General features: G+C 75.1%; 15 protein-coding genes. 8 read left to right on the top strand and 7 right to left on the bottom strand.

Going from position 1 to position 23,980, the window contains the following annotated elements; genetic code table 11:
- Positions 1 to 5 precede the first annotated feature (5 nt).
- Together HHL19_RS32000 and HHL19_RS31995 are read left to right on the top strand one after the other, a co-directional pair.
- Entirely contained in the window at positions 6 to 1,220 is a 1,215-nt protein-coding gene (locus tag HHL19_RS32000) for a M23 family metallopeptidase (RefSeq protein ID WP_169093900.1), read from the top strand.
- A gap of 81 nt (positions 1,221 to 1,301) precedes the next feature.
- A complete protein-coding gene (locus HHL19_RS31995) occupies positions 1,302 to 2,255 on the top strand; it encodes an aldo/keto reductase (RefSeq protein ID WP_169093899.1) in 954 nt (317 codons plus the stop codon).
- A gap of 10 nt (positions 2,256 to 2,265) precedes the next feature.
- Here the strand turns inward: HHL19_RS31995 and HHL19_RS31990 are convergent, their stop codons facing one another.
- The 4 genes from HHL19_RS31990 to HHL19_RS31975 form a co-directional block, all read right to left on the bottom strand.
- Complete coding sequence (locus HHL19_RS31990) at positions 2,266 to 3,564, bottom strand: PrsW family intramembrane metalloprotease (RefSeq protein ID WP_346768507.1); 1,299 nt, start codon at positions 3,562 to 3,564, stop codon at positions 2,266 to 2,268.
- Between the two features lie 176 nt (positions 3,565 to 3,740).
- Complete coding sequence (gene trmB, locus HHL19_RS31985; protein WP_240982022.1) at positions 3,741 to 4,460, bottom strand: tRNA (guanosine(46)-N7)-methyltransferase TrmB; 720 nt, start codon at positions 4,458 to 4,460, stop codon at positions 3,741 to 3,743.
- A 619-nt stretch (positions 4,461 to 5,079) separates the two neighbouring features.
- Positions 5,080 to 6,264, bottom strand: a complete 1,185-nt coding sequence (lhgO, locus tag HHL19_RS31980) for an L-2-hydroxyglutarate oxidase (RefSeq protein ID WP_169093897.1) — start codon at positions 6,262 to 6,264, stop codon at positions 5,080 to 5,082.
- Between the two features lie 108 nt (positions 6,265 to 6,372).
- A complete protein-coding gene (locus tag HHL19_RS31975) occupies positions 6,373 to 7,827 on the bottom strand; it encodes an MFS transporter (protein ID WP_169093896.1) in 1,455 nt (484 codons plus the stop codon).
- Positions 7,828 to 8,581: 754 nt separating this feature from the next.
- On the opposite strand from HHL19_RS31975, the gene HHL19_RS31970 reads away from it, so the two are divergent.
- From HHL19_RS31970 to HHL19_RS31960, 3 genes are all read left to right on the top strand, one after another.
- Entirely contained in the window at positions 8,582 to 10,789 is a 2,208-nt protein-coding gene (locus HHL19_RS31970; protein ID WP_169093895.1) for an asparagine synthase-related protein, read from the top strand.
- Between the two features lie 97 nt (positions 10,790 to 10,886).
- Positions 10,887 to 11,483, top strand: coding sequence for a Uma2 family endonuclease (locus tag HHL19_RS31965; protein WP_169093894.1), 597 nt, complete (start codon positions 10,887 to 10,889; stop codon positions 11,481 to 11,483).
- Between the two features lie 72 nt (positions 11,484 to 11,555).
- Positions 11,556 to 15,074: a BTAD domain-containing putative transcriptional regulator gene (locus HHL19_RS31960; protein ID WP_169093893.1), complete on the top strand. Its 3,519-nt coding sequence runs from the start codon at positions 11,556 to 11,558 to the stop codon at positions 15,072 to 15,074.
- Here HHL19_RS31960 and HHL19_RS31955 read toward each other — a convergent pair.
- Together HHL19_RS31955 and HHL19_RS31950 are read right to left on the bottom strand one after the other, a co-directional pair.
- Positions 15,061 to 17,073 carry a sigma-70 family RNA polymerase sigma factor gene (locus tag HHL19_RS31955; protein ID WP_169093892.1) on the bottom strand — a complete coding sequence of 671 codons (2,013 nt, stop codon included), beginning with the start codon at positions 17,071 to 17,073 and terminating at the stop codon, positions 15,061 to 15,063. The two genes, HHL19_RS31960 and HHL19_RS31955, sit on opposite strands and share 14 nt — an antisense overlap.
- 230 nt (positions 17,074 to 17,303) lie before the next feature.
- Positions 17,304 to 18,149: a TetR/AcrR family transcriptional regulator gene (locus tag HHL19_RS31950; protein WP_169093891.1), complete on the bottom strand. Its 846-nt coding sequence runs from the start codon at positions 18,147 to 18,149 to the stop codon at positions 17,304 to 17,306.
- Positions 18,150 to 18,472: 323 nt separating this feature from the next.
- On the opposite strand from HHL19_RS31950, the gene HHL19_RS31945 reads away from it, so the two are divergent.
- Both HHL19_RS31945 and HHL19_RS31940 read left to right on the top strand, forming a co-directional pair.
- Positions 18,473 to 19,876 carry an NAD(P)/FAD-dependent oxidoreductase gene (locus HHL19_RS31945; RefSeq protein WP_206325611.1) on the top strand — a complete coding sequence of 468 codons (1,404 nt, stop codon included), beginning with the start codon at positions 18,473 to 18,475 and terminating at the stop codon, positions 19,874 to 19,876.
- Positions 19,877 to 19,982: 106 nt separating this feature from the next.
- Positions 19,983 to 21,620 (top strand): SpoIIE family protein phosphatase, encoded by a 1,638-nt coding sequence (locus HHL19_RS31940; RefSeq protein WP_169093889.1) that lies wholly within the window; start codon positions 19,983 to 19,985, stop codon positions 21,618 to 21,620.
- A gap of 7 nt (positions 21,621 to 21,627) precedes the next feature.
- On the opposite strand, the gene HHL19_RS31935 is transcribed toward HHL19_RS31940, so the two are convergent.
- The gene (locus HHL19_RS31935; RefSeq protein WP_206325610.1) at positions 21,628 to 22,896 is read right to left on the bottom strand and encodes an MFS transporter; all 1,269 of its coding nucleotides are present in this window, start codon (positions 22,894 to 22,896) and stop codon (positions 21,628 to 21,630) included.
- Positions 22,897 to 23,062: 166 nt separating this feature from the next.
- Here HHL19_RS31935 and HHL19_RS31930 point away from each other — a divergent pair, with 166 nt between their 5' ends.
- Positions 23,063 to 23,629 (top strand): MarR family transcriptional regulator, encoded by a 567-nt coding sequence (locus HHL19_RS31930; RefSeq protein ID WP_169093887.1) that lies wholly within the window; start codon positions 23,063 to 23,065, stop codon positions 23,627 to 23,629.
- Positions 23,630 to 23,980: the final 351 nt, after the last annotated feature.

Below are 23,980 nucleotides of genomic sequence, written 5' to 3'. Positions count from 1 at the left end.
CCTCCGTGGCGTCCAACACCCCCGTACCCGAAGCCCCCTTCGAACCCTTCGGCGGCCCGGGTGCCGTCGGCGCGGACGACCCGGACGGCTTCGCGCCCGGCGCGTACGAGACGGCCTCCTTCACCCCCGCCCCCGGCGAGTGGAACCCGACCGAGGGCTCCCTGCGCGCCGAGAGCCGCTCCGGCGGCCGGCACCGGGTCGTGAAGCAGCGGTCCAACTTCGCCCGCTCCTCCACCGTCCTCGGCGTCGGCGTCATCGCCGCCGTCGGCGCGGGCGGCCTCGCCACCGCGCAGGAGAAGGCCCCCGTCGCCATCTCCCTCCCCGACCTGCCCGACCTGGGCCTGCCGGACGCCCACGACCTGCCCGGCGTCGGCGACCTCCTGCCCGGCGGCGACGAGGAGAAGGACACCGCCCCGGTCCGCGAGTCCGCGCCCGTCGCCGCCGGCGGTGCCGCCGCGAAGCCGCTGACCTCGGTCACGTACACCGCCCCGGCCGACACCACCGCCGGCACCGAGGCCGAGGAGCGCACCGCCACCACCGCCGACGCCGGCGAGGCCCTGCGCGCCCGCATCCTCCAGCAGGCCGAACAGCAGCAGCAGGCCGCCGTCGACGCCGAGAAGCTCGCCGCCGAGAAGGCCGCCGCGGAGAAGGCCGCGGCCGACGCCGCGGCGCAGGCCGAGGCCGCCGCGAAGGCGGAGGCCGACCGCATCGCCGCCGAGAAGGCCAAGGCGGAGGCGGAGCGGCTCGCCGCCGAGAAGGCCGAAGCCGAGCGCATCGCCGCCGAGAAGGCGGAGGCCGAGCGGCTCGCCCAGCTGGCCGCCAGCTACTCCATGCCGCTCTCCTCCTACACCCTCACCTCCACCTACATGCAGTCCGGCTCGATGTGGTCCTCCGGCTACCACACCGGCCTCGACTTCGCCGCCCCCACCGGCACCCCCCTCAAGGCGGTGCACGGCGGCACCATCAAGTCGGCCGGCTGGTCCGGCTCGTACGGCTACCGGATCGTGCTGGAGCTGGAGGACGGCACCGAGGTCTGGTACTGCCACCTCTCCTCGATGACCGTGGCCGTCGGCCAGACCGTCACCACCGGCGAGACCATCGGCCGCGTCGGCGCCACCGGCAACGTCACGGGACCCCACCTCCACATGGAGGTCCACACCCCCGACGGCTCGGGCATCGACCCGGCCGAGTGGCTGCGCTCCAAGGGCCTGTCGGTCTGACCCCCGACGCGTGAGCGTTCCGGTCGGGGTTCAGGCTCCTCGACCGGAATACGCCCGGCGGCGCAGGGGGTTGAGTACGTCATGTCCTCACCCCTGCGCCCGCTGGGCACCTCGGACCTGCACGTCTTCCCGCTCGCCCTCGGCGGCAACGTCTTCGGCTGGAGCGCCGACGAGCAGCAGTCCTTCGCCGTCCTCGACGCCTACGCCGCCGCCGGCGGCAACTTCCTGGACACCGCCGACGTCTACTCCGAGTGGGCCGAGGGCAATGAGGGCGGCGAGTCCGAGACCATCATCGGCCGCTGGATGGCCGCCCGCGGCAACCGCTCCGACGTCGTCGTCGCCACCAAGGTCGGCCACCACTCCCGCTTCAAGGGCCTGGCCGCCACCACCATCAAGGCCGGCGTGGAGGAGTCCCTGCGCCGCCTCGGCACCGACCACATCGACCTCTACTACACGCACTTCGACGACGAGTCGGTGCCGGTGGAGGAGATCGTCACCGCCCTCGACCAGCTCGTGAAGGACGGCAAGGTCCGGGCCGTCGCCGCCTCCAACATCTCCCCCGAGCGGCTGCGCGCCTCCCTCGACTTCGCCGAGGCCGAGGGCCTCACCCGGTACGTGGCGCTCCAGCCCGAGTACAACCTCGTCGCCCGCGAGAAGTACGAGGGCCCGCTCCTCGACACCGCCGCCGGGGCCGGCCTCGCCGCCGTCCCGTACTACGGCCTCGCCGCCGGCTTCCTCACCGGCAAGTACCGGCCGGGCCGGACCGTCGAGAGCGTCCGGGCCCGCGGCGCCTCCGCCCACGCCGGGACCGCCCGCGGCCAGGCCGTGCTCGCCGCGCTCGACGAGGTCGCCGAGGCCCACGGCGCCGAGCCCGCGACCGTCGCCCTCGCCTGGCTCGCCTCCCGCCCCACCGTCGCCGCGCCGATCGCCTCGGCCCGCACGGTCGAGCAGGTCCCGGCGCTGGTCGCGGTCGCCGACCTGAAGCTGACCGACGGCGAACTGGCCCGACTGACCGCCGCCTCCGAGAGGGCCTGAGGCCCGGAGGTCACCCCTTGTAGGGGTTGTAGCCGGCGTAGTCGAGGTACTGCGGCGGCACCCACACCCGGCCGGTGGCCCGCGCCGCGTACGAGAGCGCCGGCGCGGCCGTCGTCCGGCGCGCCCACAGGTGGTGCAGCAGCTCCTGCTCGCGGGCCGCGAAGTCCGGCACCGGGACCGTGCCCCGGCGGGCCCGCTCGCGCAGGAAGGCGAGGGTCGTGGCGAAGGACTCGTACTCGCCGACCGCCCGCGCGCCCGCCTTCCCGTACGTACGGGACGCCACCGAGCGCGCGGTGCGGCGGGCCCGCATCGAGGAGAGCGCCAGCGGCTCCTCCGGGGAGAGCCAGCCGGCCGCCGCGTACGCCGGGAGCACCCCGGCTATCGTGCGCAGCTCCTTCTGCCGGCTCCACACGGCGAGCCAGGTCAGCAGCCCGAAGGCCGGGACCATGAACATGCCGTAGACGGCGTAGAAGGCGAGCGGGCCGCCGAAGGTCGCCGAGCCGTTCCACAGGGCGTGGACGCCCATCGCGAGCAGCAGGCCCGTGAGCGGCAGCAGCACCTTGCGCGGTCTGCGCACCTTGCCGCGCGGGGCGAGCGCGGCCAGGCCGAAGCCGATGCCGGTGAGCACGGTGAAGAGCGGGTGCGCGAACGGCGACATCACGACGCGGACGAAGAAGGTGCCGGCGGTGACGGCGCCGATGCCGCCGTCGCCGAGGTCCTGGTCCTCGCCGAAGGCGGTGCCGAGGTAGAGGATGTTCTCGGTGAACGCGAAGCCGGTCGCGGTGAAACCGGCGATCACCACCCCGTCGACCAGGCTCCGGAAGTCCCGCCGCCGGAAGAGGAACAGCAGCAGGATCGCGGCGGCCTTCGCGGACTCCTCCACCACCGGGGCGATCACGGTCGCGCCCAGGTCGTCGGCCGAGCGCGGATCGGCGGTCGCCGTGGCGATCCAGCGGACGGCGAAGGAGTTCGCGAGGATCGCGACGAGGGCGGCGGCGAACGCGCCCCACGCGAACGCGAACAGCAGGTTCTTCCACGGCCCCGGCTCGACCCGGTCGAGCCAGCGGAACGCCGCCATCAGCAGCGGTACGGGAAACACCGCGAGGCCCAGGCCGACGAGGAAGCCCTCGGTGCCGGTCTGCTCGCGCACCAGCGCCAGGATCACCAGGGCGCAGAGCGCGAGCAGCGTGATCAGCGCGACGGCCCGGACGATCCGGCTCCGCCAGAACGCCCGCCGCGGCCGGTACCGCCACTGGCGCCGGTCGGCGGCCACGGCGAACGACGGCTCGTCCCCCTCGCGGACGGGCACGTGACTCTCCACCGCGGGCGCCCCGGCCTGCGCGGGCAGGAAGGCGGTCGCGGGGAGCGAGGCGGGCTCGGAGGTGGTGAACGGCTCGGGCGGCGTGGACGGCGGCAGGGGTGACGACACGTCTCGAACCCTAGCGACCGCCACCGACACGGGCGACGTACTTCCCGGGAGGGGCCTTACTTCCGGCGGAAGAGCAGGTCGTGCACGACGTGGCCCTTGTCCAGGCCCTGGCCCTCGAAGCGGGTGAGCGGCCGGAAGGCGGGGCGGGGGGCGTAGCCGCCGTCGGGGGCGGTGTTCTCGAAGTCGGGGTGCGCGGAGAGCACCTCCAGCATCTGCTCCGCGTACGGCTCCCAGTCCGTGGCGCAGTGCAGGACCCCGCCGGGCTTCAGCCGGGTCGCGAGCAGCGTCAGGAACTCGGGCTGGATCAGCCGCCGCTTGTGGTGCCGCTTCTTCGGCCACGGGTCCGGGAAGTAGACGCGGCAGCCGTCGAGGGCGGCGGGGTCGAGCATCTCGCGCAGCAGGATGATCGCGTCGCCGTTGGCGACGCGGATGTTGTCGAGCCCGTTGCGGTCGGCGAGGCCGAGGAGATTCCCCTGGCCCGGCGTGTGCACGTCGACGGCGAGGATGCCGGTGCCGGGGTCGGCGGCGGCCATCTGCGCGGTCGCCTCGCCCATCCCGAAGCCGATCTCCAGGACGACGGGCAGTCCGCCGAACAGCTCGTGGAGGTCGAGCACCCGCTTGCCGTCGATGTCCAGACCCCAGTCGGGCCACCGCTTCAGCATCGCCTCGGCCTGGCCGGCCGTCACGCGGCTCCGGCGCGGCTGGAAGCTCCGGATCCGCCGCTCGAAGTGCGCGCCGGCGGGGTCGGGGCTGGGGCCCTCCCCGGGCGCGAACATACGACTGCCCCGGCGGGCGACGGACTCGCTGTGATTCTCACGCTGCTCAGACACAATGCGCCCCATGGTACGGCGACCCACCACGCCACCACGGCCCCGCGGGGCCCCGCCGACCCGCCGCCGTTCCGCCGCACCCCTGGATCCGCTGGGGCGGTGCCCACCCACCACCGCCGTTCCCTTGCGGACCTACGTTCCGCCAGGGCGGTGCCCACCCGTCGCCGCCGTTTCGTTGTGGGCATACGTTCCGCTAGGGCGGAACGGGTGGGCACAACGGAACGGCACCTTCTGCGGGTGCTTCCGCTTCTGCGCCTGGACCCGCACCGGATGTGCGCCGCATACGGGGTGCGGGTTCAGGCCCGGAAAGCCGAGGCGCGGCAGGGGGGCGCCGTCCCTGTGCCCACCCGTCCCGCCCTAGCGGGACGTATGCCCACAGGGACGGCGGGTGCGGCCCCGCACCGGGGCCAGGCCCCGAGTCGTGCCTGAGGGTGGGCACCGCCCCAGCGGAACGCATGCCCACAGGGACGGCGGGCGCGGGCTCGCGCCAGGGCAGGGACGGCAGGTGCGGCGCGCGTCGGGTTAGGGACGGCGGGTGCGGGCTTGCGGCGGCGTGGGGGTGGTGTCAGAGGAGGCGCAGGGTGCGGTGGGCTATTTCTCGGCCGATGGGGAGGGACGCGGTCGCCGCGGGCGAGGGCGCGTTGAGGACGTGCACCGTGCGGACCCCCTCGCGGATGAGGAAGTCGTCCACCAGCGTCCCGTCCCGCAGCACCGCCTGCGCCCGCACCCCCGCAGCCGTAGGCCGCAGATCGGACTCGTCCACACCCGGCAGCAGCCGCCGCACGGACTCGGTGAAGGCCCGCTTCGAGAGGGAGCGGCGCAGTTCCCCCGCCCCGTACCGCCAGTGGCGGCGCGCGATGGTCCAGGAGCCGGGCCACGCGAGCGTGCCGCCGAGCTCGCCGGGCCGGACGACCCCCCAGTCGTACCCTTCGCGGGCGAGTGCCGGCACCGCGTTCGGCCCGACGTGCACGCTGCCGTCGATGCCCCGGGTGAGGTGCACCCCGAGGAACGGGAAGGCGGGGTCGGGCACGGGATAGACGAGGCCCCGCACCAGCGAGGGGTCGGCCAGTTCGTAGTACTCGCCGCGGAAGGGGACGATCCGCATGCCCGGGTCGTCCCCGGCGAGCCGCGCGATCCGGTCGCAGTGCAGCCCCGCGCAGTTCACGAGCACCTTGCCGCGCAGGATCCGCTGGTCGGCGGTGCGCACGGCGACGCCCCACGGGCGCCGGTCGATCGCCGTGACCTCCGCGCCGTAGAGGATCTCCGCTCCGGAGGCTTCGGCGAGCCGCCGCGCGACCGCCTGGTAGTCGACGATGCCGGTCGTGCCGACGTGGATAGCGGCGAGCCCCCGCACCCGGGGCTCGTACTCGGTGATCTGCGAGGGCCCGAGCTCGCGCACCGGGATGCCGTTCTCCCGCCCGCGCTGGACCAGCGCGTGCAGCCGGGGCAGCTCCTCGCGCTCGGTGGCGACGACGAGCTTGCCGGTCACCTGGTGCGGGATGTCCCATTCCGCGCAGAACTTGACCATTTCGGCGGCGCCTTCGACGGCGAACCGCGCCTTCAGGGACCCGGGCCGGTAGTAGAGGCCGCTGTGGATGACCCCGCTGTTGCGCCCGGTCTGGTGGCGCGCGGGGCCGTCCTCCTTCTCCAGGACGGCGACGCGGGTGCCGGGGGCGGCGCGCTGCAGCGCGTACGCCGTCGACAGACCGACGATCCCGCCGCCGATCACCAGCACGTCACAGTCAAACACCAGCGCCACCTCCCACCCCTGATAGTGCACTGGCCCACTGACAATCCCGCTAAACGCCCACGTCGTGGGATGCGCGTCACGCTTTCGCGCACGCCCCGCCGCACCCCGTCACGCCGGGGTGACCAGCAGCGGCCGGGCCCGTTCCCGCAGCTCCATGACCCTCGGCTCGTGCCCGTACGGCTCCAGGCGGTGCAGCAGGTCCCGTACGTACTCCGTGGTCCGCGCCGAGGAGATCCGGCCGGCCACCTCCACCGCGCGCGTGCCCGCCGCGCAGGCCGCGTCGAGGTTGCCGGACTCCAGCTCGGCGACGGCCGAGACGACGAGCCGCAGCCCGTGCGAGCGGACGAACTCCTCCGTCGGCCGGGACAGCGCCTGCTCGGTGAAGCGCCGCACCTCGCGCGGCATCCCGAGGTCCCGGTAGCACTCGGCGGCGTCCGCGCAGAACCGGTCGTACGAGTAGAAGCCCAGCCACGTCGGGTCGGCGTCGCCCTCCCGGGAGCGCTCCAGCCACCCCTCGGCGGACTTCAGCGCCGCGGCCGCCGCGGGCCCGTCGCCGGCCTTGGCGTGCGCGCGGGCCTCGACGAGCCGGAAGAAGGACATGGTGCGGGCGGTGGCGAGCCCCCGGTTCCGTTCGAGGGCGGCCTGCGCCAGGTCCACGCCCTCGTCGGCGAAGCCCCGGTAGGTGGCCTGGAGCGACATCGAGGCGAGGACGTACCCGCCGAGCGGCACGTCGGCGGCGGCCCGCGCGAGCCGCAGCGCCTGGATGTAGTACCGCTGGGCGGCCTCCTGCTGTCCGGTGTCGAAGGCCATCCACCCGGCCAGCCGGGTCAGTTCGGAGGTCGCGCCGAAGAGCGCCCTGCCGACCTCGTCCGAGTACGAGCCGAGCAGCAGCGGCGCCGCGTCCACCCTCAAGCACTCGGGCACCATCGAGGACCGCCAGTCGCCGCCGCCGTATTTGGAGTCCCACTTGCGCGCGTCCTCCGCCGCCTCGCGGAGCTTGGCGACGTCGCTGTGTCCCACGCGCGCGTGCTCCCCGGAATCGGGGGGTCCGTGACCGCTCGCGCCGCCGGCGCCGTGCCGGCCCGCCTCCCGCTCCACCGACGGGTCGGCGGGGGTGATCAGCCACCGGGAGGCCGGGGTCGCGTAGGCGCTGACCGAGAACGAGCCGGCCAGCGACTGCCAGATCCCGCCCCCGCCGGCCCGCCGGCCGGCGAGATCCAGCCGGTAGAGGTCGGTGGCGGCACGGACCGCCTCCCCGACGTCCCGGGGGAAGGCGAGCCCCACCTCGGGCGCCGGGTCGGCGTCCGCGAGCCCGATCTCGTGCAGCGGCACGGGCCGGCCCAGCTTCTGGCCGATCGCGGCGGCGATCAGGTGCGGCGCGGCGCCCTGCGGCACCATCCCCTTGGAGACCCAGCGGGCCACCGAGGTCTTGTCGTAGCGAAGGGTCAGCCCGCGCTGCGCACCGAGGTCGTTGACGCGCCGGGCGAGGCCGGCGTTGCTGATTCCCGCGAGGGCGAGAACGGCGCCGAGCTTCTCGTTCGGCCCGCGTTGCTCCCTGGACATGACGCCACCCCTCGACATCCAGACGGCCGCCGCGACGCCGGGCATAGGCAGGCGGCATTCGTAAACACAGCGTAGTTCGCCGCATCCCCACCGTTAAGGGGCAGAGTTCCGTATGGCGAGATTGTTGTGTGACCAGCCGACCGGAGGCGGCCGCCGCCCGGTCCGTGCTCCGCCCGTGGCGCCGTGCGCCCGGCCGTGCGCTCTCGCCGCCCGGGGGCGGCGCCGCTTCGATGGGTCCTGCGTGGGTCGGCCCGTCCGGCCGGGAGGCGGAACGCCTGGTGTTCCGGTTCCCGCACCGGTGGGCTGGGGGACACCGCCGCCCCATTCCCCGCGGGCGGCGGACGGCGCCGGGGGGCGGGTCGCCTCCCGGACTGCCGGGAGTCGACCCGCCGGCGAGGGTGCGGACGGGCGTGCGACAAGGGGCCCGGACGCCGTTCCCGTGATCCTCATCTGCGCCTGACGGCAGGTCAAACCTCTTGCCGAGGGCGAGAATCGGCCGATCTCGTGCCCGCGGACCATGATGCGCCGGAGGCCCGTCGGTGCGAACTCCTCGCCGCTTCCCGCCCCTCCGCGCCGCGCGCTCACCGCCGCCCCGCCTCCGGAGCCCCGCGCGCCGCGCCACCCCGCGTTCCCCCGGTGGTCAACTGACGCATGCCAGGGGCGCATTCGGCTTTCGGGCGCGTGCGCCCGGACCCCGCCCCGTGCGCCGTTGTCATGGCAGCATGGCCCCACCGAAACGGACGTGGAGGCGCCGATGCGATGGCTGGTGGGCTGGAGCAGTGTCGCCGCGAGGTACGCCACGACGACGGGGGCGCGCGCCGGAGTGAGCGACGGCGCCCACGGTGCGTACGGCGCGCCCGGCGCGTACGACCCCCACCTCCCGCCCCAAGGGCGCCCCTACGCCGAGAGCGGCGGGCACGTCGGGGGGCGCACGGTGCAGCCGGTGGGCGCACAGCTCCTGTGGGGCGACCCCGACCCACTGTGGGCGGTCGGCGACTGGCGCCCGGACGAGGTGCGGGTCGTCAGCCTCGACGACGGCACCCGGCTCGCCGTCCTCGGCTGCTGCGCCGCCGGCGACGACGAACTCCGCCGCGGCCTCGTCACCGCGCGCGGCGGCGCCCTGCGCCACCTGACCGCCTGGCCCGGCAGCTACACCGCCGTCGTCAAGGCCGGCCGCCGCGTCACGGTCACCGGCGACCTCGCGGGCGCCAGGCCCGTCTTCCACACCCCCTGGGAGGGCGGCACCGCCTACGCCACCGCCGCCCTGCCGCTCGCCGACCTCGTGGAGGCCCAGCTCGACATCGGCCACCTCGCCGCGCTGCTCGCCTGCCCCGAGTCCCCGGAGGCGCTGCGCGACTCCACCCCGTACGAGGGAGTCCGCCGCGTCCCGCCGGGTCACGCGCTCATCCTGCGCGAGGGCTCCCGCGAGATCACCGGGTACGAGACGGTGGCCTCGCTCGCCGTCGCCGCCCCGCAGGCCGAGCCCCGGCAGGCCGTCGAGGCGGTCAGGGACGCGCTGGTGGAGTCCGTACGGGCCCGGCTCACGGCCCCCCGGCACGCCCCCGAGGCGCCCCTGCCGGATCCCGGACCGGTCCCCGGGATGGGGCCCGCGGACCGGCGGGCCGCCCGCGGCGCCGGGCCCGTGCCCGGCATCGGCGCGGACCTGTCCGGCGGCAGCGCCTCCGCCACCCTCGCCCTGCTCGCCGCCGGGCTGCCCGGGGTGCCCGGCACGATCCTCGGCCACGGCGCGGACGCGGGGGAGCGGCTCCTCGCCGTCACCTTCAACGACCTGGCGGCCAAGCCGGGCCCGGGCAGGACGGCCGAACTGGAGCGGGCCCGCGAGCTGGCGGCCGACCCCCGACTGCGCCACGTGGTCGTCACGGCGGGCGAGGAGGCCCTCCCGTACGCCGCCCTCGACGGGCCGCTCACCGACGAGCCGGGACCCGCCCTCGTCACCGCCGAACGCCACCGCAGGCGCCTGGCGGGAGGCAGCGCCGACCACTTCACCGGGCTCGGCGCCCGGCAGGTCCTGGACGCCCACCCGGCGCGCCTCGCCGACCTCCTGATGGACCGCCGGCGCCGCTCCCTGGTGCGGCCCGTGACCGCCCTCGCCAAGGCGACCGGCCCGTCCGCGGGCGCCTTCCTGGTGCCGGTCACCGTCTACCGCGCGGCGCGCAGGCTCGCCCGTACGCCCTACCGGGCCGGTCTGGAGACCGCCGCCCGGCACGTCCTCGACGCCAACCGCGCCCCCGCCGACACCCACGGCCCGCTGGCCGCCTCGCTCTCCGCGCTCGCCTGGTCCCGGCCCGGTCCCGCGGCCCGCTGGCTGACGGGCGAGGCGCTCGCCGAGGTGTCCGCGCGCCTCAACCGGGCGGCCACCCTGCCGCCGGCCGTGCAGCGCCCGGGCGAGGCACGCGCGCGTGCCGCCCTCGCGCGGGCGGCGGCCGACCACCGGGTCCTGGAACAGGCCGCCGAGATCCGCGGCCAGCGGCTCCACGCGCCGTTCCTCGACAACCAGGTCGTCCGCGCCTGCCGCGACCTCCCCGAAGCGCTCCGCGTGCAGCCCGACGCGCGGGCCGGCGTCCTGCGCACCGTCCTCGCCGACACCGGCATCCGCGACCTGCCGCCCGGCTGGGGCGCCCCCTACCCCGCGGTCCCCGCCGGCACCGCCCGCGCGGGCCTGCGCGCCGCCCTCCCGACCCTGCTGGCCCTCTTCGAGGCACCCCTCCTCGCCGACGCGGGCCTCATCGAGGCGGGCACCGTCCGCGACGCCCTGCGCGCCGCCGCCGACGGCGCCCGCGTCCCCCTCGACGGCCTCGCCGACCTCGTCTCCACCGAACTCTGGCTCCACCGCCTCCTCGCCCGCCGCGGCTCCTGCTGGACCGACACGGCCACCGCCCGCGCCCCGCGCGCGGTCCAGGGACCGCTGATCCCGGCGTCCCGGTCGCTGACGGGGCGGTGAAACGTCACAGCACGCCCGTTCGAGTCAACCGGTTCCTGAACCGGCTCCGCAGCCCGTTCTAAGCTGAGAGCGTCGCACCGAGCGAAGGAGGTCCAGCATGGCCATGCCGCTGCCGACGCCCGAGGAGACATCTCCCGAGGAGCTGCCCGACGTCGACGACGCGAGTGTGCAGACGACCTTCGAGCTGTTCAGTGCCTCAGCCCCCAGGGGCTGGCGCGTGGAGCTGATCGAAGGGGAGATCTACGTGGTGCCTCCGGCCAACGGCGAGCACGAGGAGATCGTGTCGGAGCTGAGCGGTCAGGTCCGAGACCATGACAAGGGACTCGGGCGCTACACCGGCATCGGCCTCAGCCTCCCGGGGACGGACGACACCGTCCGGGTCATCCCGGATCTCGCGATCGCCCCCAAGGGAAGCTTCGGCGACAAGCAGGACTGGCACGCCCCCGACCCCGTCCTCCTCGTCGCCGAAGTCACCTCCACGTCGACCGCCGGCCGTGACCGGGGCCTGAAGATCAGGGCCTACGCGCGCGCGGCGATCCCCGTCTACCTGCTCATCGACCGCGAGGCCGGCGAGGCCGTCGTCTGCTCCGAGCCCGTCGGCGACGACTACACCCACAAGTCCATCCACAGGCTGGGGGCAGAGGTCCCGCTCCCCGCCCCCCTCGGCTTCACCCTGGACACCGCCGAATTCTGACCCCCGGCGCCGCTGTCCACAGTCCGGGGAAACCCCGAGGCGCCCCCGGCCCCCGGCGGCAAGAATGGGCCGGTGCGGTATCTCCTCCTCGGCACCACCGAGGCCCTCGGCCCCGACGGCACCCCCCTGCCCCTCGGCGGCGCCCGGCTGCGCGCGCTGCTCGCCGCGCTCGCGCTGCGCGGCGGACGGGCCGTCCCGGTCGGGGAGCTCGTCGACGACGTGTACGGGGACGAGCCGCCGCTCGACGCGACCGCCGCGCTCCAGGCCCTCGTCGGCCGGCTGCGCAGGGTCCTCGGCCGCGAGGCCGTCGCCGCCACGCCCGGACCCGGGTACCGGCTCGTCGCCGGGCGCGAGGACATCGACCTGTACGTGTTCGAGCGCCGCGCCGCGGAGGCCGGCGCCCGCCTCGACGCCGGCGACCCCGAGACGGCCGCCGCGCTCCTCAGGGACGCCCTGGGGCTCTTCCGCGGCCCCGCCCTGGCCGACCTGCCGGGACCGGCGGGCGTCCGCCCCGAGGCGCAGCGCCTCGCCGCCCTGCGCCGCCGCGTCGAGGCCGACCTGCGGCGCGGCGCCGTCGACGGGCTCGTACCGGAGCTGTCCGAGCTCACGGCCACGCACCCGTACGACGAGGGCTTCCACGCCCAGCTCATCCGCGCCCTGCGCGCCGAGGGCCGCCACGCCGACGCACTCGCCGCGTACGAGACGGCCCGCCGCACCCTCGCGGACGCCCTCGGCACCGACCCGGGCCCCGAACTGACCACCCTCCACCACGAACTGCTCGCCCCAGCCACCCACCCCACCCAGCCGGACCACCACCGCCCTGCGGGAAGCCCCGGCCCCGGCGGGCCCCCGGGCTCTGCGGGAAGCTCCGCCCCCGGCGGGCCCCCGCGCCCCGGTGCGTACTCCGTTCCCGCGGACCACCCGCGTCCTGCGGGAAGCTCCGCCCCCGGTGAGCCCTCGCGCCCCGGTGCGTACTCCTCCTCCGTACAACCCCCTCGCCCCGCCGCGTACTCCGCCCAGCCGGAGCCTCCGCGCCCCGCCACGTACCCCGCCCCCACCCCCCACCAACCGACCCCCGACGCCGCCGTCCTCCCCGGAGGTGGCAACATCCGCCCCCGCCTCACCTCCTTCGTCGGCCGGGAGCCCGAACTCGTGGCGCTGCGGGAGGATCTCGGGCGGTTTCGGCTGGTGACGCTGATCGGGCCCGGGGGGTCGGGGAAGACGCGGCTCGCGGAGGAGGTCGCGCGGCGGGCCGCCGGGCCCGACGCGTGGATCGTGGAGCTCGCGCCGCTCGACGACCCGGGCGCGCTGCCCGGCGCCGTCCTCTCCGCGCTCCGCCTCCGCGAGATCAACCTGATCACCCGGGACGGCACCGCGCTCCAGGACGACCCCACCGCCCACCTCGTCGAGCACCTCGCGCACCGCCCAGGCCTCCTCCTCGTCCTCGACAACTGCGAGCACGTCGTCGACGCCGCCGCGACCCTCACCGAGACCCTCCTCGCGCACTGCCCCGACCTGCGGATCCTCGCCACCAGCCGCGAACCGCTCGGCGTCCCCGGCGAGACCGTCCGCCCGGTCGAGCCGCTGCCGCCCGCCCCCGCGCACCGGCTCTTCGCCGAGCGGGCCCGGGCCGTGCGCCCCACCTTCGACCGGGACCACGCGCGCGAGGCGGGCGCCGCGGACGCCGTCGCGGAGATCTGCCGCCGCCTCGACGGCCTGCCCCTCGCCATCGAACTGGCCGCCGCCCGGCTGCGGCTGCTCACCCCGCGCCAGATCGCGGACCGGCTCGACGACCGCTTCCGGCTCCTCAGCTCCGGCGCCCGCACCCTGCTGCCCCGCCAGCAGACCCTCCGCGCGGTCGTCGACTGGTCCTGGGACCTGCTCGACCCGGCCGAGCGCACCCTCCTCCGCCGGGTCTCCGTCTTCACCGGCGGATGGGACCTCCAGGCGGCCGAGGCCGTCGACGACCCGACCACGGCCCTCGCCACTCTCGCCACCCTCGGCGCGCTCGTCGACAAGTCCCTCGTCATCGCCACCCCCACCGACGACGGCGCCATGCGCTACCGCCTCCTGGAGACCATCCACGAGTACGCCGCCGAGCGCGCCGCCGAGACCCCGGAGCTGCTCGCCGCCGCCGAGGCCGCTCACACCGCGCACTTCACGGCCCTCGCGGAGGAGGCCGAGCCGAGACTCCGCTCCGGGGAGCAGCTGCCCTGGATCGACCGGATCGAGCGGGACCTCGACAACATCCGGGCCGCCCTCCACCGGACCCTCGTCGCGGCCCCCGACGAGCCCGCCGGGCTGCGGCTGGTCTTCGCCATGGGCTGGTTCTGGTGGCTGCGCAACTACCGCCCGGAGGGCCTCGCCTGGACCCGGCGGGCGCTCGCCCTGGGGGAGGACCCGGACGACCGGGACGACCCCCGCCACTGGCCGCGCATGCACCTGCGGATGCTGTCGTTCTTCCTCGGCATGGAGGACGAGCACATGTACACCGGCGACCTCCGCGAGGACGCCGACGCGCTCGCGCTGGTCCGCCGCGTCCGGGACGCCTTCGCCGAGGACCCCGGCCCCGAGTCCGCCCGCTTCCCCGGCCTGCTCTGGCCGTTCACCGCGTACCTCACGGAGGAGCCGGCGACGGTCCGCGCCCTCCTCGACGCCGGGGTCGAGATCTGCCGCCGGTACGGCGGCGACTGGGAGATCGGGGTGAGCCTGATGTTCCGCACCCACATGGTCGTGGACATGCCCGGCGGCATGAAGGGCGTCGACGAGGACCTCGCCGAACTCCGCGTCCTCACCCGCCGCGTCGGCGACCGCTGGATGGGCGCCCAGGTCGCCTCCGCCGCCGCCGAGGCCAACATGATGCGGGGCCGCCGCGAGGAGGCCAGGGAGGCGTACGAGGAGGCCCTGGGGCTCGCCCGCGAGGTCGGCGCCCACGCCGAGGCCCCGTTCCTCGTCGCCCGGCTCGCCGAACTGGACTACCGCGACGGCGACTCGGCCGCCGCCGAGCGCGGCCTCGAAGAGGCCGCCCGGGAGTCCGAGCGGCTGCGCCTCCAGGACGCCCTCGCCTACGTGGACTTCATGCGCGCGGTCCTCGCCCTCGAACGGAACGACCCCGCACGCGCGCGTGCCGCGATCTCCTCGGCCGGCGCGCATGTCCGCGGCGGCACCCCGCCCCCGCACTTCACCATCGCCCTGGACGGCTTCGTCGCCCGCATCGAGGCCCAGGAGGGAGCGGGCGCGGCGGCCGTCACGACCGCCGCCGAGGTCCTGCGCTCCGCCCTCACCGGCCACTGCGCGGACATCATCGTGATCAGCCTCGGCGAGGGCCTCGTCTACGCCCTGCACCGGGCCGGCGACGCGGCCCGCTGCGCGCGCGTGGCCGCCGCCGTCGACACCTGGCGGCGGGACGTCCCCCGCTCGGTGCCCGAACGGCGCGAGGCCGAGGCGGTCGCCGCCGCCTGCCGGGCCGCGCTCGGCGAGGACGGCCTCGCCGCCGCCCGCGCGGCCGGCGCGGACCTCGGCCACGAGGCCGTGCTGGCCCTGGTCGAGCCGTACGCCGCCGGTGCCGGGGGCCCGGTCAGGAGCAACTGATCCGGGACTCCGCCCAGTCGGCGACGGCGGCGCGCCCGAAGGGCGTGTGCTCCTCCACCACGAGCCGCACCGTGGAGCGGCCGGTGATGTCCACGTGGACGGGGAGCGCCGGGTCGCCCGGCCGGACGACGGGGGAGCGCCAGAGCCGCTGCCCGTCGCCGTAGACGGAGAAGCGGACGCCGCCGGGGCCGAGCGGGGCGCTGAGGTCGTCGACGCCGACCATCGCGTCGTAGCTCGTGCACTGCCGGTTGAGGCGGATGAGCAGCGAGGACGGGGCGTGCACGCTGACGCCGTACGCGTACGTGGTGTCGCCGATCGACATGCCGTCGCGCGCCCACATCCAGGTGCCGCCCTCCTGGACGACCTCGGGTCTGCTGCCGTCGCCGAAGGCCTCGTACTTCAGCTCGTCGACCTGGTAGTAGGCGGGCGGGGGCGGCGGGGGAGGTGTCGTCGGCGGCGGGGTGGGGGTCGGTGTCGGCGTCGGCGTGGGGCTGGGCGGCGGGGGTGTCGGCGAGGGGTTCACCACCGGCTTCACGACCGGCTTCGGCTTCGGCTTCACGACGGGCTTCGGCGGCGGGGGCGTCGTCACCACCGGCTTCGGCTCGGGCTTCGGCGCGGGCGGCACCACCGGCTTGGGCTCGGGCTTCACCACGGGCGGCGGCGGGGGCGCGGGCGTCGTGGGGGCGGCGGTCGTCGGCAGCGGCTTCGGTGCGGCGACGGGCTGCGGGTCGCCGGTCATCGCCCAGACGAGCCCGGCCGCGGCGGCGACGGCCGCGGCGGCGGCGATCCCGGCCTTGGCGGGCGCGCCGAGTCCCTCGGCGGCGGCCCCGCCGGAGGCGGCGCCGGACGTCGTCCCGCCGGTGGCGGCCGCCGCGGCGCCCGCGCCGGCCGCGCCCACCGCGCCGCCGGCGACGATGCCGGCGGCCTTGAGGGAGTACCCGGCGGCGAACCAGCCGATGACGGCGATCGGGAGGAGCGCCGGGATCCCGGCGTTGACGTGGGCGAGTTCGCCGGCGGCGACCCGGCACTTGGCGCACTCGTCGAGGTGCTTGCGCAGGCCGCGCTCGGCCCGCATCCGCAGTCCGCCGCGCGCGTAGGCGCCGAGCCGGTCGGCGTACCGGGCGCAGTCGCCGCCGGCGGTGAGCGCCTGGCTGACGTGCGCCTGGAGGTAGGCCTGCTTGAGGCCCTCGCGGGCGCGGCTGGCGAGGACGGCGGTGGCGTTGGCGGTGAGGCCGAAGAGGGGGGCGACCTCGCTGGGCGACTCCTCCTCGACGGTGGTGTGCCACAGGACGGCCTGCCAGCGCTCGGGCAGCGAGCGGAACGCCTGCATGGCCAGCGACTGTTCGGCCTCCTGCATGGCCCGGACCTCGGCGCCGAGGTCCATGGTGTCCTGGTCGGAGACCTCCGAGGAGCGGGCGGCGTCGGCGGCGAAGACGGCGAAGTCCTCGACGAGGTGCTCGCGCTTCTGGGTCTTGACCCAGGCCGCGCCGACCCGCCGGACGGTGGTCATCAGATAGGCGCGGACGGCCTGTTCGGGCCCGGCACCGCCGCGCACGGCCTGGAGGGTGCGGGCGAAGACCTCGGCGGTGAGGTCGTCGGCGGTGTGCGCGTCCCGGCAGCAGGTCCTGGCGTAGCGGCGTACGGCCTCCGAGTGGCGGCGGAACAGCTCCTCGTACGCGGAGTCGTCGCCGTCCCGCATGCGCTGGATCAGATCGGCGTCGGAGGGTGCGGTCTCCCGGGGCGGCGGCAGCAGCCCCTCGCCGTCGTCCGGCGGGTCCCCGTCGGGTACGCCGTCGGTTCCGGGAGCCGGTACGGCGACGGGCGCGGCGCCCGGGGAGCGCGCCTCGCGCTGCTGCGGCACGCTCGGTTCGCCCGGTCCGTGCGGTGCTCCCGGGGAGCCGCCGGGGCCTCCCTGGCTCGGTACGTGCCCGGCGGGCGGGCCCGGGGTCTCCGTGGAGCCGCCGCCACTCAGCGGATCGTCCCGACCGTCACCGCTCATCGCGGAAGCCCCCGTACGCCTGCGCAGACCCGAACACCGGGCAAGAGTGCCACACGACGCGGGCATGCCGAAGCGTCGCGTCCACTTACCACTCGTCCGGGGCGATTTCCCGCATCGCCGCGTAACCGCTCACGCGTTCGTGTCATGCTCCTTGGCCCGCCCGGCCCAGAGCGTCCGCCCGGCCCGGAGCGCCCGCCCGGCCCGGAGGCCCGGCGGGCGGCCGGATCGTGTCACCGGGAGCGCAGGCCCTCCAGGAGGATGTCCAGAAGGCGGGCCGAGGCCGCCGCCTGCTGGGCCGCGTCCGGCAGCGCCGGGGCCGAGGTGGCGATGACCAGCAGGACGTCGGCCACGGTCACGTCCGTCCGCAGCTCGCCCGCCTCACGGGCCCGGTCGACGAGCCGGCCGACGACCTCCAGGAGCTCCGCCGCACCGGCGTCGTCCCGCTCGCCCGCCGGAACCGCCCGGGGCGCCACCACGCGCGCGTCGGCCTGCTCGCCGAGCCCCCGCTGGTACGGCACCCGGGCCCCGCCCTCGGCGTCGTCCACCGGCAGCACCGGCTCGTCCACACCGACCCGCAGCACCTGCGGCGGCAGCAGCCGCCCGGCACCCGAGGCCACCGACGTCCGCAGGAAGCGCGAGAGCGCCGACCACGGCTCGTCCTCCTGACCGAGGGCGGCCCGCGCCTGCTCGGTCAGCCGCGCGGTCTCCTCCTCGGCTATCCGCCGCACCAGCACGTCCTTGCTGGGGAAGCGCCGGTACACGGTGCCCACGCCCACGCGGGCGCGCCGCGCCACGTCCTCCATCGGCGCCCCGTAACCGAGTTCGCCGAAGACCTCGCGCGCCGCGCGGAGCACGTGCTCCAGATTGCGCTGCGCGTCGACCCGCAGCGGCGCCGCGCGGCCACCCGAACCCGGGCCGTTCACGACCGTGCCCGCGCCCGCGACGGTGCCGCCGGCCAGCGCGCCACCGGCCGTCGGCACGGAGGCCACGGCCCCCGCACCCCTGTCGTCGCGCTCGGCGCCGACGACGGACTGCCAACGAGAATCCTGAATCTGCATAAGCGTTCCCCCGCTCATGATGTCTCCCCCCGGAGACTCCCCGCCCTGATACGGGGCTCCCGGCCGATGTGCGCAAGCGGTCCGCGCGCACGCCGACCCGACACCCCGACGAACTACGAACATAGTTGAGTCCGGGTCAATTCAGAAGGGGGAGCTCCGGATGGTGCGCCCCCCGATCGGAGCAAAGCGCCGGAGCCGCCCGATTCGCACCACCCTGCTCACCACCCACGCCCGCCGTGACCTGCGCCGTTGCACTCGGTCGCCCCGCGCGCGCCACCCCGCGCCTCCGTACCCCTCCGGTCACACAATTCGTCGGGCCTGTGGACAAACCCCGGACGGCGATGCCTCATGGGACGGTGACCGAACCTGCGCGCATTCTCGTGGTCGGCGGTGGCTACGTCGGCATGTACACCGCGCTGCGCCTCCAGCGGCAGCTCAGGACGGAGCTCGGCGGCGGCTCCGCCGAGATCGTGGTGGTCACCCCCGACCCGTACATGACGTACCAGCCGTTCCTCCCCGAGGCCGCCGCCGGCTCGCTCTCGCCGCGCCACGTCGTCGTCCCGCTCCGCCGCGTCCTGGACCGCTGCCGCCTCCTCATCGGAGAGGTCGAGTCCATCGACCACGCCAAGCGCACCGCGATCCTCACCACCCTCGCCACCGACGAGGAGGGCGCCGGCCCGGTCGCCCTCACCTACGACGAACTCGTCCTCGCCCCCGGCTCGGTCTCCCGCACCCTCCCGGTCCCCGGCCTCGCCGAACACGGCATCGGCTTCAAGACCGTCGAGGAGGCGATCGGCCTGCGCAACCACGTCCTGGAACAGCTCGACATCGCCTCCTCCACCCGCGACCCCGCCCTCCGCGACGCCGCCCTCACCTTCGTCTTCGTCGGCGGCGGGTACGCGGGCGTGGAGGCCCTCGCCGAGCTGGAGGACATGGCCCGGTACGCCACCCGCTACTACCACAACGTCAAGCCCGAGGACCTGAGATGGGTCCTCGTCGAGGCCGCCGGCCGGATCCTCCCCGAGGTCGGCGAGGAGATGGGCGGCTACGCGATCCGCGAGCTCCGCGGCCGGAACATCGACGTCCGCCTGAACACCCGCCTCGACGGCTGCGAGGACCGCGTCGCCGTCCTCAGCGACGGCACCCGCCTGCCCACCCGCACCGTCGTCTGGACCGCCGGCGTCAGACCCGCCCCCGTCCTCGCCGCCACCGACCTCCCCCGCGACGAGCGCGGCCGGATCCGCTGCACCCCCCACCTCACCGTCGCGGACACCCCGCACGCGTGGGCGGCCGGCGACGCCGCCACCGTCCCCGACCTCACCGCGAAGGACCCCGGCACCCCCTGCGCGCCCAACGCCCAGCACGCCGTCCGCCAGGCCAAGGTCCTCGCCGAGAACCTCGCCGCCTCCCTCCACGGCCGCCCGCTCAAGGAGTACACGCACGCGTACGCCGGCTCCGTCGCCTCCCTCGGCCTCCACAAGGGCGTCGCCCACGTGTACGGACGCAAACTCAAGGGATATCCGGCCTGGCTCATGCACCGCGCCTACCACCTCAGCCGGATGCCCACCGCCAACCGCAAGGCCCGCGTCCTCGCCGAATGGACCCTCTCCGGCCTCTTCAAGCGCGAGATCGTCTCCCTCGGCTCCCTGGAACACCCCAGAGCCGAATTCGAACTCGCGGCCGCACCACCCCCGCCCCCACCCCCCGGCCCCCGCCCCGAAGGGAAAGACGGGGCGTCCTCCTGACATCACTGTCAGTGCACTCGTCCACACTGGACGTGTGACCATAGGTGGGCTCACACCTGCACAGCGTGACTCCGCACGGCACCGACACCACGAGGCATACAGATCCGTGAACTTCACCCGTTGGAGCGCCCGGCTCCCCGGCACGCAGCGCCGCGCGGCCCGGGGGACCGAAGGCTCCGTGCCCGCAGCCCGCGGTGAGTACGGTCCGCAGGCGGAGCACCCCGCCGAGGACGCCGACCCCGGTGACGTCCCCGCCCTGGAGGACTTCTCCGTAAGGGACCTCCTCGGCCGGCTCCCCGGCCTCGTCGCCCTCGTGTACGGCCCCGAGCACCGCATCGCGTACGTCAACGAGGCGTACGCCTCCGCCTTCGGCCCCCGCACCCCGGGCGCCACCGTCGCCGCCACCTGCCCCGAGGCCGAGGAGCTCGGCCTGCTGCCCCTCCTCGACCAGGTCCTGCGCAGCGGCAAGCCCCGCACCGTGAAGTCCCGCCGCACCACCGACGGCGGCTCGTACACCGTCACCTGCCTCCCCGTCGACAGCCCGCACCTCGACGGCGCCGGCGTCCTCGTCCACGCCGCCGACGTCACCGACCACGCCGAGGCCGCCGAGCGGCTCCGCGCCAGCGAGCGCCGCCACCGCGAGACCGCCGTCACCCTCCAGCGCTCCCTCCTCCCGCAGGAGCTGGAGCAGCCCGACGACCTGCGGATCGCCGCCACCTACCAGCCCGGCGTCGCCGACGCCGCCGTCGGCGGCGACTGGTACGACGTCATCACCCTCGGCGCCGGCCGCACCGCCCTCGTCATCGGAGACGTCATGGGCCGGGGCGTCCGCGCCGCCGCCGTCATGGGCCAGCTCCGCACCGCCGTCCGCGCCTACGCCCGCCTGGACCTGCCCCCGCACGAGGTCCTGCAGCTCCTCGACGGCCTCGCCGCCGAGATCGACGCCAGCCAGATCGCCACCTGCGTCTACGCCGTCCACGACCCCAACGAGGGCAAGCTCGTCTACGCCTCCGCCGGCCACCTCCCGATCCTCGTCCGCGACGAGGACGGCACCGTCCGCAAGGCCGGCGACCCCACCGGACCCCCGCTCGGCACCGGCGGCTGGCTGCACACCTCCGGCTCCATCGCCCTGCCCCCCGGATCCACCGCCGTCCTCTACACCGACGGCCTGGTCGAGCGCCGCCGCGAGGACATCGACGAGGGCGTCGACGCCCTCGCCCGCGCGCTCGCCGGCGCCGGCGGCACCCCCCAGGTGATCTGCGGCCGGCTGCTCCGCGCCCTCGGCGTCACCGCCGAACACGACGACGACGTCGCCGTCCTCGTCGTCCAGCACCCCGCCCGCGACGGCGCCGACGCCGAGCTCTTCCACAACGCGGCCCTGGAACTCCTCGGCGGCGTCGAGGCCGCCCCACGCGCGCGTGCCTTCGCCTCCGGAGTCCTCTCCTCCTGGCGCTTCCCCGTCGAACTCCGCGACCTCGGCGTCCTCGCCACCAGCGAACTCGTCGCCAACAGCCTCCAGCACGGCACCCCGCCCATGCGCCTGCGGCTGCGCCGCACCGACCGCCGCCTGATCATCGAGGTCACCGACGGCGACGACCACCTCCCGCGCCGCCGCAGGGCGGAAACGGAGGACGAGGCGGGCCGCGGGATCTCCATCATCGCGACGATCGCCTCGTCCTGGGGCAGCCGCCGCACTCCCGGCGGCGGCAAAGCGGTGTGGTGCGAATTCGCCCTCCGCGACTGAAACGCGCCTACGCGGCGGCTGTCTCCCGCTCGGGCTGGTGCTGAGCCACCACCCGAGAGGGCTTCACAGCCGTCGCCGGCTGGTTCTGCACCGGCGTGAGCTGCCGGCCGAGCCGCACCGCGAGCACCGTGACGAGCAGCGAGAACAGCACGAAGGTCACGATGTACGGACCGTGCAGCGACGCCCCCATCGGACCGCCCACCGCCGGACCGACCGCCAGCGCCAGCTGCTTCACCAGGGCGAAGGCCGAGTTGTACGAGCCCACCATCGACTCCGGCGCCAGATCGGCGACCAGCGGCGCCACGGTCGGCGACAGCATCGCCTCGCCCAGACCGAACAGCGCGTACGTGGACACGAACGCGGCCGTCGCCATCGCCTGGCTGCCGTGCCCGAGGCCCGCGTACCCGGCGATGAGCCACGCCACCGCCCAGATCAGACCCACGGTCGCGATCACCCGGGTGCGCTTGCGGCGCTCCACGAACTTCAGCACCAGGAACTGCGCGAGGACGATCACCGCCGTGTTGGCGGCGAGCGCGACGCCGAGCGTCGACGGCGCGATGCCCGCGGCCTCGGTGCCGTACGCGGCAAGACCCGACTCGAACTGTCCGTAGCAGGCGAAGAAGAGGACGAAGCCGAGCACGCACAGCTGGACCATCGCCTTGTGGCCGAGGAGCGCCCGCATCCCGCCGCCCGTGCCGCCGCCGGCGGGCCGCGCGCCCTGGAGCGCCGGCGAACCGGCCATCCGCACGGTGCCCACCACCGCGGCGAGGACCAGGAACATCACGGCCTCGATCGAGAACAGCAGCAGGAAGCTGTCGGGCCGGCTCACGTCGACCAGCTGGCCGCCGATCAGACCGCCGACACCCAGACCGAGGTTCTGCAGGAAGAACTGGAGCGCGAAGGCACGGGTCCGCCGGGCGGGCTCGGAGCACCACACGATCATCGTGGCGAGCGCCGGCTGGAGCACCGCCGTTCCCGCACCGAGCAGCGCGGCGGCACCCACCGCCGCCGGCACGCTCGACGCGAGCCCCATTCCCACGGCACCGACCGCGGCCAGACCGGAGGCGACGAGCAGCACGGGCACGGGCCCGCGCCGGTCGATCGCCCGCCCGCTGAACGGCAGCACCACGAGCGCGGCCATGGCGAAGACGGCCAGCACCACACCCGCGGTCGTCGCGCCCAGATCCCGCACCTGCGCCACGTACACATAGAGGTACGGCACGGTGAAGCCGAGTCCGAACGCACTCAGCGCGCTGCCTGCCTGAATCCGGCGCATCGCCGCGCCCCTCGCCTTGGTCACACTCACCCACTTCGGTCGCGGGTCCGGCCCGGGTTCACCCCTGTACGCCTGAACCCTGAAGACTTAAACCCTAAAGTTCGATCCTTAACAGTACACATGGAAGGACTTCAACGCCAACGAGGACCGTGGGATACTCGCCCCCATGTCCGACACCCCGGAACGGTCCGCCTCGCACGAGGCGCAGGAGCCGACGCTCGACGAGCAGATCGCCGCCTATCAGCGCGAGTACCGCGACCTGGACCCCCAGGTGGAGAAGGTGGTCTCCGCGCTCGGCCGGCTGAACCGCCGGATGAACGTGGCGTACGGCCGCCAGCTCGCCGACCTCGGCATCAGCAACGCCGAGTGGGAGGTCCTCAAGACCCTCGTCCTCTCCGGCGCCCCCTACCGGCTGGGCCCCGGCGAGCTGGCGAAGCGCCTCGGCCTCACGCCCGCCGCCATGACCCACCGCATCGACCGCATGGCCGGCGAGGGCCTGGTCACGCGCGACCGCGACGAGAACAACCGCGTCCGCGTGATCGTCGAACTCACGGACGAGGGCCGTACGAAGTGGCTGGAGGCGATGCGCATGGCCACCGACTTCGAGGAGAAGCTCCTCCAGGACCTCGAACCCGAGGAGCGGGGCGTCCTCGGCGACGCCCTCATCCGCCTCCTGCGCAGGGTGGAACTGACCCAGCCGGACGCGGGCGGCCGGCTGTCGGACCTGGACTGAGACCTCCGCCGGACGCCCCTGGGGGAGGGTTGACACCCCCCTGGGGGACGCGTAGTGTTCTCCGAGTTGTCACGGAGCCGGAACGGTTCTGCGACAGCCATCCCGCCGCGATGGCGGCACCTCAACCCAGCACGGTCTCCCTCACGGGATGAATTTCGGCGTGCCGAAATTCAATTCGAACGACTCGATTATGAGCCGCCGAAGGAATCCGCTAAGGTTTGAGACGTCGGAACGGCCCAACAGCCCGGAAGACAAACCCCGCTGACTGGGAATCAGACGCCGAAAGGATCTGATAGAGTCGGAAACGCCGGAAGGGCCCGGAGCGAAAGCGAAAGGGACCGGAAAGCACCG

This window comes from Streptomyces sp. R302 (assembly GCF_012927245.1).
In the GTDB taxonomy this organism is placed as follows: Bacteria; Actinomycetota; Actinomycetes; order Streptomycetales; family Streptomycetaceae; genus Streptomyces.
This window is presented reverse-complemented; position numbering and strand designations above follow the sequence as displayed.

Coding starts and splice junctions, on each gene's coding strand:
- HHL19_RS31995 (WP_169093899.1), top strand. CDS start 1,302: ATGTCCTCACCCCTGCGCCCGCTGGGCACCTCGGACCTGCACGTCTTC.
- trmB (WP_240982022.1), bottom strand. CDS start 4,460: ATGTTCGCGCCCGGGGAGGGCCCCAGCCCCGACCCCGCCGGCGCGCAC.
- HHL19_RS31975 (WP_169093896.1), bottom strand. CDS start 7,827: ATGTCCAGGGAGCAACGCGGGCCGAACGAGAAGCTCGGCGCCGTTCTC.
- HHL19_RS31970 (WP_169093895.1), top strand. CDS start 8,582: ATGCGATGGCTGGTGGGCTGGAGCAGTGTCGCCGCGAGGTACGCCACG.
- HHL19_RS31965 (WP_169093894.1), top strand. CDS start 10,887: ATGGCCATGCCGCTGCCGACGCCCGAGGAGACATCTCCCGAGGAGCTG.
- HHL19_RS31955 (WP_169093892.1), bottom strand. CDS start 17,073: ATGAGCGGTGACGGTCGGGACGATCCGCTGAGTGGCGGCGGCTCCACG.
- HHL19_RS31950 (WP_169093891.1), bottom strand. CDS start 18,149: ATGAGCGGGGGAACGCTTATGCAGATTCAGGATTCTCGTTGGCAGTCC.
- HHL19_RS31945 (WP_206325611.1), top strand. CDS start 18,473: ATGCCTCATGGGACGGTGACCGAACCTGCGCGCATTCTCGTGGTCGGC.
- HHL19_RS31935 (WP_206325610.1), bottom strand. CDS start 22,896: ATGCGCCGGATTCAGGCAGGCAGCGCGCTGAGTGCGTTCGGACTCGGC.
- HHL19_RS31930 (WP_169093887.1), top strand. CDS start 23,063: ATGTCCGACACCCCGGAACGGTCCGCCTCGCACGAGGCGCAGGAGCCG.